Below are 12,568 nucleotides of genomic sequence, written 5' to 3'. Positions count from 1 at the left end.
TTTTGTGATAAGAAAATTTCTTAATAATAAATTATTACTGAACTCTGAGCCATCGCATTCGGTAATTTCGGCCGCTTTTGTGATTACGATTGCGGGACTAGCGAGTCGGATTCTTGGTCTTGTCCGGGATCGCTTTTTGGCTTCGACGTTCGGAGCCGGCGACACGCTTGATGTCTATTATGCTGCTTTTCGCATTCCTGACCTGATCTATAATGTTCTGATTCTTGGCGCATTGAGTGCGGCTTTTATCCCGGTTTTCACAACGCTGATCAGTCAAAAAAAGGACAAAGAGGCATGGGAAATGGCCAACGGCGTGATGAATCTGGTCATAACCTTCGTGATTCTTCTGTCATTGATTTTTTGTCTTTTTGCGCCCTATCTGATGAAACTGATCACACCAGGCTTTCCGGCGGACAAGATGGCGCGAGTCGTCATGTTCACGCGGATAATGTTTCTCAGTCCTATTTTTCTGGGAATCAGCGGAATTTTCGGAGGAATTCTGACTTCCTACAAGCGCTTTCTGATCTATTCGTTTGCGCCGATTTTCTACAATCTTGGCATCATCTTGGGGGTAGTTTTTTTTGTGAGATTATGGGGTCCGATCGGTCTAGCCTGGGGAGTGGTTCTTGGAGCGTCATTGCATATGTTAGTCCAATATCCCGCGGCGAGGCATTTGGGTTTTCGGCACAACTTGGCTTTTCGCAAATATTTTTATGACAAGGACATCCGCCACATCGCAAAACTAATGATTCCGCGGACGATGGGAATTGCCGTTTCACAAGCCAATCTTTTTGTCATCACAATTTTTGCTTCGACGCTTGCTGCCGGCAGTCTCTCGATCTTTAACTTTGCCCAAAATCTGCAAAGTGTGCCATTGGGAATTTTTGGCGTCTCTTTTTCTATCGCTGCTTTCCCGACCCTCTCGGCTTTTTGGGCGACGGACAATCGGAAAAATTTTGCCCAAACTTTTGCCCAAACATTTTGTCAAATTATGTTTTTTGTCGTGCCACTGAGTATTTTTATCCTACTTTTGCGCGCACAAATCGTCCGCGTGACGCTTGGTGCGGGAAAATTTGATTGGAATGATACGACGCAAACATTTGAATGTCTGAAATATTTCACGCTCAGTCTTTTCGCGCAAAGTGTCATTCCACTACTCACCCGATCATTCTATGCTATTCAAAATACCAAAACACCGTTTTACATCGCGATTTTCAGCGAGCTGATCAATATCACGGCAGTGTTACTTTTGATCGACAGGTTTGGCATCCAGGGGCTAGCGATGGCGTTTTCTCTCACCAGTCTTGTTCAGATGCTCCTGCTATTTTTCGCACTGCGTTCCAAATTTGATGATTTGGGGGACAAAAAAATTATAAAATCAATCGGACAGATCTCCTTGGCGGCAATTTTTTCCGGTATCGGAGTGCAAATTTTCAAATATGTGGTCGCTAGATTTGTGGATCTGGATACTTTTTTAGGTGTGTTTGCCCAGCTCATTATCCCCGGAGCAATCGGGATTTTAATCTTCCTCATTCTTTGCCACTCTTTACAACTGGAAGAATATGTGAGTTTCAAAAAATCCCTAACCAGAAAAATTTTCAAAGACAAAAAAAATATCACCGAGAATACTGGTGAGGTTAGTGGAGTATAAGGTGAATCCTCCTCGCCCTTTGGGAGAGCCTGCCTGCCGGTAGGCAGGGATGTCACGAGCACGTGACAGGTGAGGGCAAGGGTAATAAATTGTAGACAAATTAAGTTTTGGCTACTTTTTTAATATTCCTCAGCCCCAAAAACAATAAAATAAAAATTGTAATTTTCAAAAGATAGTGACTATGCGGATCGAGAAAATTTTTGGTCAGTGGCGTGATCGGTCTGGTAATAAGGTGTGTCACGATGCCGATCGGTAGTGTCAAAAAGACCCAATTTTTTTTGGGAATTTCTAAATTGAATAATTTGCGAAATAGCCAGGAGAGCAGGGGAGATAACAAAAATAAGCCTAAAAAAGCCACACCAAAATCAAAGATGGCGTATTCGCCGAAGCGAAAATGACGAAGGTATGAAATTGAAAACATAATTTGATCAGGTTAGTTTGCTTGGCGGTTTTATTTCACTGCCAAACATCCAAAGAGGAGTTTTATTAAAAATTTTTTTGGCTTCCTTTTCTAAAATTCCTGAAATTACTTCAGGGGGAGCATCGAAATAGGGTTTAAATTGAGAAAGTTTCTTATTGCCCAAAATATTCCACTTAGTGTGTCCGCCCATAAAAGGCGAGGGTAAGGCGAAGACGACCCGGCTAACTTTGTATTCTCGAGCCATGAAAGAACACATCGGGCAGGGCTCGCAATTGGAATAAAGCGTACAATCTTTCAGGTGGGATGTTTTTAGGTGCTTATGCGCCTTGTCCAAAGCAAGCACTTCCGCGTGTTCGTAGATTTTTCCAGCCGCATTATTAGACGCCTGCGCAATTATTTTTCCATCTCTGACAATCAGCGCTCCGAACGGAGCGTCGCCTTTTTCAAGGGATTTTTCAGATAACTCGATGCAACGGCGGATAAATTCTTGGTCTTGTTTTTTTGTGGGCATAGCATTGTATTTTAGGATCTTTTGGCTTTTTCATAAATTATTTTGTGCTCTTTTAAAATAATATCCTTGAGACGATGGTTGATTCCGTCATAAGTAAGCACATCAACATTTCTGCCGAGCTTATCTTCTAGTTCAATTTTAAGCCCAACGAGATCAAGAAGGCTCTTATTTTTGTCAAGTTTCACGAGAATATCAACATCACTTTTCTTTGTTTCTTCGCCTCTAGCGAACGAGCCGAAAATAGACGCCCTGAGAACTCCTTGGTGCTTTAAAATGGGGACTATTTGATTTTTGATAGTTAATGTAGTCATGAATATATTGTAGCAAAAGATTTAAAATTGAGCAATTTCACTTAACGTTTCTCGATATCCGACGTTTCAATAAAGCGAAGCGAATTGAAATGTGGCGTAGCCTTTACAGATGTCGAGTGTTAGACGATGTTATAAAAATTTATTTCCTTTTTAAAATTTGTTTTACTTCTTTCACCTCTTGTTCTGTTGCAAGAATTTCTTTTGATTTATTCCATGTGCTTGTATCTATACCGAGGTGCAAGACGTAATCGCAAGCAACAAAAATACGTCTATTTCGTTTTTTCATTGAATTAGGATTCCATTGAGCCAGCTCCCAGTCAACGTCTCTGTTCCTGAAGTGGGGAAACGGATAACATCGCACAAACTCTTCTTTCTTCATCAACATTGTTATCATCCTCTCGTTATCCTTCTCTTTCATTAAAATATTTTTTCCGTGTAGTTTGATTTTCTTTTCCGAAATCGCTTTGTGTTCTATAGAGTCATGACCACTAATCAGTCCAATTTGATAATGCTCAGAACAAAGTTCAACCAAGTCTTTGACCGGTTTCTTGAAATAAGCATCAGCATCCATAATCATAACGTATTGTGGCGATTTGTAATTCACATAATCACAATCCTCCTGAATAACCTTGGCAAATACATTTGCGACATAAGGTATCCCCATGTTTTCAGGAAAAAATATTTTATTGATTCTGACTTGATCACTTTTTAAACCTTCAACTATCTTTCGAGTTTTAGAGTCACTACCGTTATTCATTATCCAAATTGTAGCGTCTAATCCTTTGAGATTTGAAAGTAAAGAAGTAAAACAAATTTTAAAAAGTTCCCCTCTATTCCATGTAGGGATACAAATAGCTAAGGATGGTTTAATTTGGCTCACTTTTTTAATGCTCATAGAAATAAATTTTTATAATTTCGTTGTGGTGAAATGGAACAAGCGGAGCGCGTGACATTTCGCCACAACGTTAGTGATATGAGAAGTTTTTATTTTTCTTCCTTAATTTAAGTTATAGAGAAGAGAAAAATAAAAATTTGGACGGAGAGAAATGATAAATTTATTTTTGTCACTACTTACTAAGAATAAAAAATTAGAATTGGGCGGGGAGGCTACAACATAGCCTCCCCATTGGTGCTTATTAAGCGGTTTTATTACGAAAATACCTCGATAGCGAGAGAATGTGCAAGATAAGAAGATATGCCGCAAAATACAGCGTGATTATTATGTTGGACAATGTTTCATGAGACACAAGGCGGGAAACATTAGTGCAGGAAAGAACGATGGTCATGATTTCAATTGAAATAACGCCACTTACAATGATACAAATTAAAATATCTGCGAAACTTAAGTTTTTCATTTCACACCTCCATCGGTTTATGGTTTTTTCTTACGAGCCCAATTCTAATTTTTTATTCAATTTTCAAAAGACAAAAATAAATTTATCATTCCTCGCAGTCTCATATCACTTGTTAAGTGAAGTTGGCCATTGAAATACAGATATACTATTTGATAGCTGATGACTTAAATTAGCAGAAATGCTTATAAAAGTCAACGCCAATTTCATTTAACGCTGAGCTATGCGAAGTTCCGATGTACTCATCGGAATTTGGGCGACAGCCGCCTAGCGAGAGTTGTGCGATGTGGCAGGCGCGGTAAGTAATCTCAGGCCTTCTTTAAAAGAATAGCCCCTTCGCATAGCTCAGCGTTGTGGTGAAATGGAACAAGCGGAGCGCGTGACATTTCGCCACAACGTTTCGGCATCATCCGAAGTTTTTGTTTCTTTTCCTAATTGTATTTACAAAAGAAAAGAAGAAATAAAAATTTGGGTCGAAGAAAATTGATACTCTTTTGAAATATAAATGCGTCAATTTTCTGAGCCGGATATGCCGTGTTGTGCGATGTTCAAAAAAGATTTCTTCCTTATTGAATTTATAAGCCTAAAATTTTATTTTTTTCTTAATTCAAAAATCATAAAAAGCGGAATTTTTGTATGGATGTCATAGAAATTTGGTTTTTCCTTGATGACGCCCTTTGTGGGTTTTGGCTCAATAAAATCCGAAATAAAAAATTCGCTTTTTATGATATCCTTTATGATTTCTGCCAACGGACGATGATAATAACTGACCTTGAATTCATTAAACCAAATGTCATCAATTTTTCTGGCGTTTAGATAGTCGCCAAAAACCTTGCATTCTCCTGACTCATATTTTTCATATCCTAGCAAAAACGTATTCTTACCATTATAGCGGTTGACTTCAGCACTCCATTTGACTGGATGATGTGTGGAGAAAAGGAAAGTGCCATTCTTTTTTAAAACTTTGTAAATACCACGCAAGGTTTTTGTCCAATCTTTCACGTAGTGCATTGTTAAGCTGGAGTAAACAAAATCAAAAGAATTGCCAGAAAAATTGATTCTCTCCATATCCATGACACGGAATTCAAGGTCAGGATAACTTTGTTTGGCGACTTCAATCAAACCCTTTGAAATATCTATGCCGACAACTTTTTTCGCGCCAAGCTTGGCCAGGTGTTCACATTCCTCGCCCGTGCCACAACCAACACACAAAACACTTTTTCCTTTTAGATCAGGAAGCTTCTTATACATCGCCGGCTTTTCCAAATACTTGTGGGCATGATTATTCCCGCTTCGTAACTTCCTTGCCCAGTTGTCGGCATAGTTGTCGTAGGATTTAATTGTTCGTTTGTCTGTTGGCATAAAAAAATAAAATTTTGGGCTTATAAAAATAAAAAATCTTTTTTGAATTTCGCCACAACGTTTAGGAATATCAGAAGTTGCGCCCATGTTTATAGGCCGAAACTTTAAAAATCCACTTGTTAAAATTATATCACTAAACTTGAAATGTCGTCAGCGCAATTTGGGAGAAAAAAATTTGCATACCTTGAATATATAATTACGCAAATTTTTTAAACCTGATATTCCTTGTTATGTGATGTAAAAATTTTGCGTTCGTTACACCTCACAAATCTCTAATGGCAAATCATCAGGGTCTTTAAAAAAAGTCATTTTCTTTCCCGTCCTGTCATCTATGCGAACCGGCTCGGTTTCTATTTCGAGATTGTTTAGTTTGCCAATAGCTTCATCAAAATTCTCTACGTCGAATGCTAAATGTCTAAGTCCGCAAGCCTCGGGATAAGAAGGACGTTCTGGCGGAGAAGGGAAAGAAAATAATTCAATAATCACATTGCCAGCATTTAAATATAGTACTGAAGAGTGCCTTTCAGGACGATCTATTTGGTGAATTATTTGAAAGCCAAGCTTATTCACATAAAAGTCTTTCGAAATTTCAAAATTTGAAACGATGATGGCAATGTGATTGACTTTTTTTAAAATCATATTTTTATTGGTTAATGGAATAGCAAAATTTTTATTTCACACAACGCTGAGCTATGTGAAGTTCCGATGTACTCATCGGAATTTGGGCGACAGCCGCCTAGCGAGAGTTGTGCGATGTGGCAGGCGCGGTAAGTAATCTCAGGCCTTCTTTAAAAGAATAGCCCCTTCGCATAGCTCAGCGTTGTGGTGAAATGGAACAAGCGGAGCGCGTGACATTTCGCCACAACGTTACGAGTATCCGAAGTTTTTCTGTGGCGGAGCGAAAGAAAAATTTGGGTGGAGGCTTTTGGATAAAAGCCGTAACCGGATACTCGTTGTTAGCTGATGTATTCCTTTTCTTTTTTCCGACAGCAGTCGGAATTGTTTTAAAAAATTTTCAAATTTCTTTTTCCGTTTTGGATTTTGGGCAGAGGGGTAGGGGTGAATGCCCAAAATCCAAAACTCCTTATTATTCATTGTACTTTTTAATAATCGTAATGATTCCTTCATTAGCATCAACCTCAATTAAGTCACCATCATTTAAAACTTGAGTGGCGATTTTTGTTCCAATTATGCAAGGAATGCCAAGTTCTCGGGAAACAATCGCCGCATGAGAAGTTATTCCGCCTTCATCAGTTACAATACCGCTACTTTTTACAATAAGAGGCATGAGCTGTGGTCGCGTTTGTCCAGCAACAATGATAAACTCTCCATTTACTAAAGAAAGTTTTTCTTGCATGTTATCGCTCCATTTGTAAACCAATACCTTTGCTTTAATTTTTCCCTTCATTGCGATATTTCCCTTAAACTCTCGCACGCCACTATTATTTACGAGTGGGACATATTCAATAAGTTTTTTTTGTGCTTCTGTGCCAGAAAGCACAAAGACCTTTTCATTTTCAATAGCAAATAAGAACGCTTTGTTTCTGTTTTCTAATTCGACTTTTTCTAATGATGCACCTTCGAAAAGTGTCATTATCTCTTTGATTGTCGCAAAACGAATTAAAGTCTGATCACAAGAAAATCTTTTTGCTACCTCATTCAAAATATGCTTGTCGTAATAATAACCAGGCATCCAAACAAATCTCATTTCCAATCTCCAATGCCCGATTTCAGCAAGTAAATTGCAATCATCTACAATATCCGACTTGATATTATACATCTTAATAAATTCTGTTTTCTGTTTTTCAATTTCTTCTGATGACTTTGCAATCTCTGAAAGCCTATTCTCAAGATTGGCTAATTGTAATTTGCTATCATTTAAGAATTTATTGGCAAAATACTCTAATGTCCATGGCTCATGGCCATCAGCAGCGTTAAGCAGGAAATATTCTTTGTAGTGCTTGAGTACAAGCACTTTGTTGTCATTTTCTGAAAGATTTTCTTTTTTTGATTTAATTATAAAATTAAGCCAATCTTGTTCTTCCCTTCTAATTTTTGTATAAGTGGTTGGTGTTGATAAAAGAGTAAAAGCATCAATTATTTTATTTTCTGGAACAACTGCTACTAACTTTTGTTGAACACTTTTTTCTATAAGTGAAACACACTGCGGTTGGCAAGCGAGATAATAACCGAAGTTTTTCACCACAACATCTACTGATTTTTGTAAAAAATCTTTTAACTCTGAATTTGAAATTTTTGAAAAATCGGTTTCTTCAATTTTTTGATATAATCTTGTCTCAGATTCGAGCAGTGTCTTTATATCTGCGAAATATTTATTTCGATATTCAATGTCTGAAAAATCTTTTAGCCCAGCTTCAGCCGCTTTTTTCATTTCGCCCTCCTCATAATAAGCTGCCCCAATACCATTTTCATAATAATAAAACCAGTGCTTATCAGCAAATGAGGCAACTTTTGAAAGCGTATCAACGATGGGAAGAATTGACCCTGTGTCAATATCAAAAACAAAAGTATCTGCCGCTTCCCACATTTTTTGAAATTTTAATTTTTCCATATTTTTTATAAATTAGCTTCCTTTCCGCGGAAATTAGCGACGATATTTTCTCCCTCAACCTCTATATGCATAGTTTCACAATTATTGATTCCTTCCTCCTGAAAAATATCTTGGATTACATGCATTAAATAATTTTCGTGTCCAAAGGCTAATATTTTAATATTTTTTTCATGGCCGCTTTCCTGCGCTTTTTTGACACCAAATTTTGCCAGTCGTTTCAGGTTTTGGAACTGTTCATTGAATAATTCTTCCGCCGTCTCAATTTCTGGGAAAATTACTTTTATTTTTTCTCCATGTTTTGCAAGATTTCCGCCATAAGACCCCTGGTCATCAGCTTCTATAATTTTTGATGCTTCGTCATATTTTGCTTTAAATTCTGGTTCAACTGCACCCCAGTTAATATCTCCACGCTTAGCAGGCGAATTAAACAAGCTTTCAATCAACAAGTATTTAGAATTTATTGAAAGACTGTCAATTACACGAATTTCACCCTCCGCAAGTTCTTCTGACAAACCGCTTCTTGCGTGTTCTGGCTTAAGAATCATAAATCCTTTTGTATGAGCTATTGTGCGATAGATATTTGCGGTTTCGATGGCTCGCGCTTCGTTACTGGAAGCAATAAACAACGAATCTGTATCAGGGTTTAATTTGCCGAAAAAACTCTCTGCTTCTTGTTTGGCCATTTCAATACCAGCTCCTGTTAAATCTGGAGTGCTTTGATTTTCTTTGTCAAATTCTGCTTTCGGGTTCTCTGATTTCAAAATATCGCCATAAGTTTTATAGCTTGATTTGCTATGTCGAATAAATTCAACTGAATCATTAGTATCCTTTTGTGAAATGTTTATTTTTGGTACTTTTTCCATAAAATTATAAATTGGTTAACGTAGTGATTGGTCTGCTTTGTACAATGTATATTATATCATTTTCAATCGCCCATTCGATATCACACGGAAAACCATAATGATTTTCAATATTTAAGATAATTTCCGATAATTTAAAAATTTGTTTCTCATTCAATACTTGAGATGATGCTTTTGGCTCGCTAATGCTAACCCATTCGTTACCAGCTTCTTTTGATCTATAAAGTCCCTTTGTTTGCGTGTTGATATTTATATCGATGATTCTTCTCGGCTCTTTTTCAACAACATAACTATCTGGTGTAATTTCACCGCCGACTATTGCTTCTCCAAGTCCAAATCCCGCCTCAATAATAAGCTGATTTCTGTCTTGTGTGACAGGGTGGACAGAAAAAGCAATGCCTGATTTTTCGCTTTCAATCATTTTTTGCACAACAACAGCGACGGATATTTTTTGTTTGCATAAGCCCTTTTCAAATCGATAAAAAATAGCGCGTGGCGTGAACAGTGAAGCCCAACATTTTTTCACATTTTCAAGCAAGCTTTCTTCGGTTGTATTGAGATAGCTTTCAAGCTGTCCCGCCCACGCGGCGCTTATCGAATCTTCAGCGGTAGCCGATGATCTGACTGCTACAAATTTTGAATCCAGTCTTTCGAAAAACTTTTGAATTTCATCTGTAATGTCTCTAGATACTACAGCGTTAAGAATTAACGCTTCAATTTTCTCCGAGGCATATTCAACCGTGTGCATTTCCTCGTGATTGACCGAATCAAGGATTGCTTCTATTTCAACATTCAAATCAGTTACTTCTAAAAATTTTTCAAAGACATTTGAAAGAATTACAAAACCAGACGGCACAGAAATGCCTGCTTGCGTCATTTCGCCGAGAGATGCACCCTTGCCACCTGCGATTGCAGTATCAGACTTTGTGATTTGTTGAAATGTTTTTATTAGTATCATGTTGATATTAAAATCTATAAATAAATCGTTTTCGTAGCGGAGCGGAGAAAACACCTTATACCCCTCTTTAATTAAATGAAAAAGAAATTTGAAAATTTTTTAAAACAATTGGGCGATAGCCCAAAAAAGAAAAGGAATATTTCAGCTAACGCTGAGCTATGCGAAGTTCCGATGTACTCATCGGAATTTGGGCGACAGCCGCCTAGCGAGAGTTGTGCGATGTGGCAGGCGCGGTAAGTAATCTCAGGCCTTCTTTAAAAGAATAGCCCCTTCGCATAGCTCAGCGTTGTGGTGAAATGGAACAAGCGGAGCGCGTGACATTTCGCCACAACGTATCGGCATCATCTGAAGTTTTTGTTTCTTTTCCTTATTATATTAAAAATAAAAGAAGAAACAAAAATTTGGGTGAAAGAATTTTTTACTCCTTATGAATATAATTAATGAAAAATTCTTGAACCAGATATGCCGTGTTAAGTGATGTTTTGTTCAAAAATATACTCCTTATTTAAGAAAGCTCTTTTGAAATTTTTTGGTTCCAAGCTATTGACTTTTGCGGCATGTTTGATAGGATAAATAATCCATTAACGACTAACCAAAAGGAGGATTGCCCGATGTCTGTTATTGGCATATTAGCAACAATTGCTTCATTGACGGTTGTCCTGGTAGGTCTTCCAGCACAAATCGTCAAAAATTATCGCCGCAAAAGTTGTGACGGCCTCGCTCCGTCTCTAATTTACTCGGCGTGTTATACGTACACACTTTGGAGTCTTTATGGATGGACAAAGCCCGATTGGTTCCTTGTTGTAGCCCAGACTCCCGGATGTGTATTAGCGTTCATACTGTTGTTTCAGCTTTTCCATTACAGGAAGAGGCCGAAGTAGGATGACCGTTAAAACGAGCCCCGCGCGTAACATATCGCTCGGGGTTTTCTTTTCCAAAAAAAATTTCAAAAGAGCCTATTTAATAAAATATTTTTGAACAAAATTTCACTTAACGTCACCCATATCTGAAGTTTTTGCCTCGCTTCCTTAATGTTATATCAAAAGAGCTAAAGAGGCAAAAATTTGGGTGGAAGAAATTTGCACTCCTTATTGGTAGTTATTGATGCAAATTTCTGTAACCAGATATGAGTTGCTAAACGATGTTTTGTTCAAAAATAATTCCTTATTAAAAGAGCCCTTTTGAAATTTTTTCGTCTGTTATTGACATTACTTACAAAAAGTGCTTAAATGCAATGTCCAGTGACTATAAAACTGGCAAACAACCTATAAGGAGGATATGTGAAATGGAAAAGGAAACGAAAGCACTCTCAAAGTTAGATCTTTTCTTCAGCGGCGTAGTTACGCGCAATGAAAGCCACGAACTGAACCAGTTGGACGGCACGCGGGAGGCAGTTAGACATGTCGGAAAGCTTCTTGAAACAGCCTCCAAGCGCGTACTGACTAAGGAAGAAGTTTCCATTGGTTTTGACATGCTAATGAAACTCAAAACACTAACTAGTTAATTGGTGCAAGCAATATCATCGTTAATCCCAGTAGCCCTGTTGGACACAGCGTTCCAACGGGGCTTTTTTCTTTCCAAAAAAATTTCAAAAGGGCTTAATAAAAAAAATATTTTTGAACAAAATTTCGTTTAACGCTGAGCTATGCGAAGTTCCGATGTACTCATCGGAATTTGGGCGACAGCCGCCTAGCGAGAGTTGTGCGATGTGGCAGGCGCGGTAAGTAATCTCAGGCCTTCTTTAAAAGAATAGCCCCTTCGCATAGCTCAGCGTTGTGGTGAAATGGAACAAGCGGAGCGCGTGACATTTCGCCACAACGTATCGGTATATCTGAAGTTTTTGTGTAGCGATAGCGGAACAAAAATTTGGGAGAAGGAATTTTTCTTACCTTGAATTATAAATGTGAAAAATTCCTGAACCGGATATGCCGTGTTAAACGATGTATCGAAAAGAAATAATTCCGATAAAAAAATTTGCAATATCAATTATCTGTCCATGATTTTTTCTCGTTGTTCTTCAGGGTCAACGTTGATGCCCATCTCTTTTTGAACTTGCTCCAGCGTGGTGACATATAATTCAGCTCGTTTTGCCAAAAAGTCATCGTCAAAGCAATCGCCACAAACGGACATTCTTTCTTCAACTGTTCGGACAAGATACTGCAATTTTTCTAAAACCACTTTCCTAATTTCTGGGTCGCTCGTCTCAATCTCTATATTTTCAGGTTTCTGAATTTCAAGCTCCTGATCTTTTTTGCCACACTTAGTGCAATCAGCAATTATTACCTCACGACCAAGTTGGTATCTTGTCCAGACATTTTCAAGACGACCATCTATTTCGACAGTTATGGGCATCCGATTATACGGACGCTCTTGTTCTTTGCTGGAAAAAATCATGGATTCCTTCATATTGATATTGCAAAATATAAAAGTATTTCTTTTCGATATTTCGTTTAACGCTGAGCTATGCGAAGTTCCGATGTACTCATCGGAATTTGGGCGACAGCCGCCTAGCGAGAGTTGTGCGATGTGGCAGGCGCGGTAAGTAATCTCAGGCCTTCTTTAAAAGAATA

12 protein-coding genes are annotated in these 12,568 nt (G+C 38.0%); 2 read left to right on the top strand and 10 right to left on the bottom strand.

The window, feature by feature from the left end; translation table 11 throughout:
- Positions 1 to 4: 4 nt before the first annotated feature.
- Positions 5 to 1,651, top strand: coding sequence for a murein biosynthesis integral membrane protein MurJ (murJ, locus tag WC848_04330; GenBank protein MFA5961882.1), 1,647 nt, complete (start codon positions 5 to 7; stop codon positions 1,649 to 1,651).
- Positions 1,652 to 1,751: 100 nt separating this feature from the next.
- Here the strand turns inward: murJ and WC848_04325 are convergent, their stop codons facing one another.
- From WC848_04325 to WC848_04285, 9 genes are all read right to left on the bottom strand, one after another.
- Complete coding sequence (locus WC848_04325; protein MFA5961881.1) at positions 1,752 to 2,072, bottom strand: hypothetical protein; 321 nt, start codon at positions 2,070 to 2,072, stop codon at positions 1,752 to 1,754.
- Between the two features lie 7 nt (positions 2,073 to 2,079).
- Positions 2,080 to 2,583: a nucleoside deaminase gene (locus tag WC848_04320; protein ID MFA5961880.1), complete on the bottom strand. Its 504-nt coding sequence runs from the start codon at positions 2,581 to 2,583 to the stop codon at positions 2,080 to 2,082.
- A gap of 11 nt (positions 2,584 to 2,594) precedes the next feature.
- Positions 2,595 to 2,894 (bottom strand): nucleotidyltransferase family protein, encoded by a 300-nt coding sequence (locus WC848_04315; GenBank protein MFA5961879.1) that lies wholly within the window; start codon positions 2,892 to 2,894, stop codon positions 2,595 to 2,597.
- A 139-nt stretch (positions 2,895 to 3,033) separates the two neighbouring features.
- The gene (locus WC848_04310) at positions 3,034 to 3,789 is read right to left on the bottom strand and encodes a glycosyltransferase family A protein (GenBank protein ID MFA5961878.1); all 756 of its coding nucleotides are present in this window, start codon (positions 3,787 to 3,789) and stop codon (positions 3,034 to 3,036) included.
- Between the two features lie 1,048 nt (positions 3,790 to 4,837).
- On the bottom strand, positions 4,838 to 5,608 hold the full coding sequence (locus tag WC848_04305; GenBank protein MFA5961877.1) for a class I SAM-dependent methyltransferase: 771 nt from the start codon (positions 5,606 to 5,608) through the stop codon (positions 4,838 to 4,840).
- 255 nt (positions 5,609 to 5,863) lie between these two features.
- Positions 5,864 to 6,247 (bottom strand): VOC family protein, encoded by a 384-nt coding sequence (locus WC848_04300; GenBank protein ID MFA5961876.1) that lies wholly within the window; start codon positions 6,245 to 6,247, stop codon positions 5,864 to 5,866.
- Between the two features lie 448 nt (positions 6,248 to 6,695).
- A complete protein-coding gene (locus WC848_04295; GenBank protein ID MFA5961875.1) occupies positions 6,696 to 8,180 on the bottom strand; it encodes a PEP-utilizing enzyme in 1,485 nt (494 codons plus the stop codon).
- 5 nt (positions 8,181 to 8,185) lie between these two features.
- Positions 8,186 to 9,043, bottom strand: coding sequence for a hypothetical protein (locus WC848_04290; GenBank protein MFA5961874.1), 858 nt, complete (start codon positions 9,041 to 9,043; stop codon positions 8,186 to 8,188).
- A 4-nt stretch (positions 9,044 to 9,047) separates the two neighbouring features.
- A complete protein-coding gene (locus WC848_04285) occupies positions 9,048 to 9,998 on the bottom strand; it encodes a PEP/pyruvate-binding domain-containing protein (GenBank protein MFA5961873.1) in 951 nt (316 codons plus the stop codon).
- Positions 9,999 to 11,283: 1,285 nt separating this feature from the next.
- Between WC848_04285 and WC848_04280 the strand changes: the two genes are divergently transcribed.
- Entirely contained in the window at positions 11,284 to 11,502 is a 219-nt protein-coding gene (locus WC848_04280) for a hypothetical protein (protein MFA5961872.1), read from the top strand.
- 482 nt (positions 11,503 to 11,984) lie between these two features.
- On the opposite strand, the gene WC848_04275 is transcribed toward WC848_04280, so the two are convergent.
- A complete protein-coding gene (locus tag WC848_04275; protein ID MFA5961871.1) occupies positions 11,985 to 12,404 on the bottom strand; it encodes a hypothetical protein in 420 nt (139 codons plus the stop codon).
- Positions 12,405 to 12,568: the final 164 nt, after the last annotated feature.

It is taken from the genome of Parcubacteria group bacterium (assembly GCA_041659505.1).
Lineage (GTDB): Bacteria > Patescibacteriota > Minisyncoccia > Moranbacterales > UBA2206 > UBA9630.
Note: the sequence above shows the minus strand (reverse complement) of the source record. Positions and strands in the feature narration are given on the sequence as shown.

Coding starts and splice junctions, on each gene's coding strand:
- WC848_04285 (MFA5961873.1), bottom strand. CDS start 9,998: ATGATACTAATAAAAACATTTCAACAAATCACAAAGTCTGATACTGCA.
- WC848_04280 (MFA5961872.1), top strand. CDS start 11,284: ATGGAAAAGGAAACGAAAGCACTCTCAAAGTTAGATCTTTTCTTCAGC.
- WC848_04290 (MFA5961874.1), bottom strand. CDS start 9,043: ATGGAAAAAGTACCAAAAATAAACATTTCACAAAAGGATACTAATGAT.
- WC848_04310 (MFA5961878.1), bottom strand. CDS start 3,789: ATGAGCATTAAAAAAGTGAGCCAAATTAAACCATCCTTAGCTATTTGT.
- WC848_04295 (MFA5961875.1), bottom strand. CDS start 8,180: ATGGAAAAATTAAAATTTCAAAAAATGTGGGAAGCGGCAGATACTTTT.
- WC848_04325 (MFA5961881.1), bottom strand. CDS start 2,072: ATGTTTTCAATTTCATACCTTCGTCATTTTCGCTTCGGCGAATACGCC.
- WC848_04320 (MFA5961880.1), bottom strand. CDS start 2,583: ATGCCCACAAAAAAACAAGACCAAGAATTTATCCGCCGTTGCATCGAG.
- WC848_04305 (MFA5961877.1), bottom strand. CDS start 5,608: ATGCCAACAGACAAACGAACAATTAAATCCTACGACAACTATGCCGAC.
- WC848_04315 (MFA5961879.1), bottom strand. CDS start 2,894: ATGACTACATTAACTATCAAAAATCAAATAGTCCCCATTTTAAAGCAC.
- WC848_04300 (MFA5961876.1), bottom strand. CDS start 6,247: ATGATTTTAAAAAAAGTCAATCACATTGCCATCATCGTTTCAAATTTT.
- WC848_04275 (MFA5961871.1), bottom strand. CDS start 12,404: ATGAAGGAATCCATGATTTTTTCCAGCAAAGAACAAGAGCGTCCGTAT.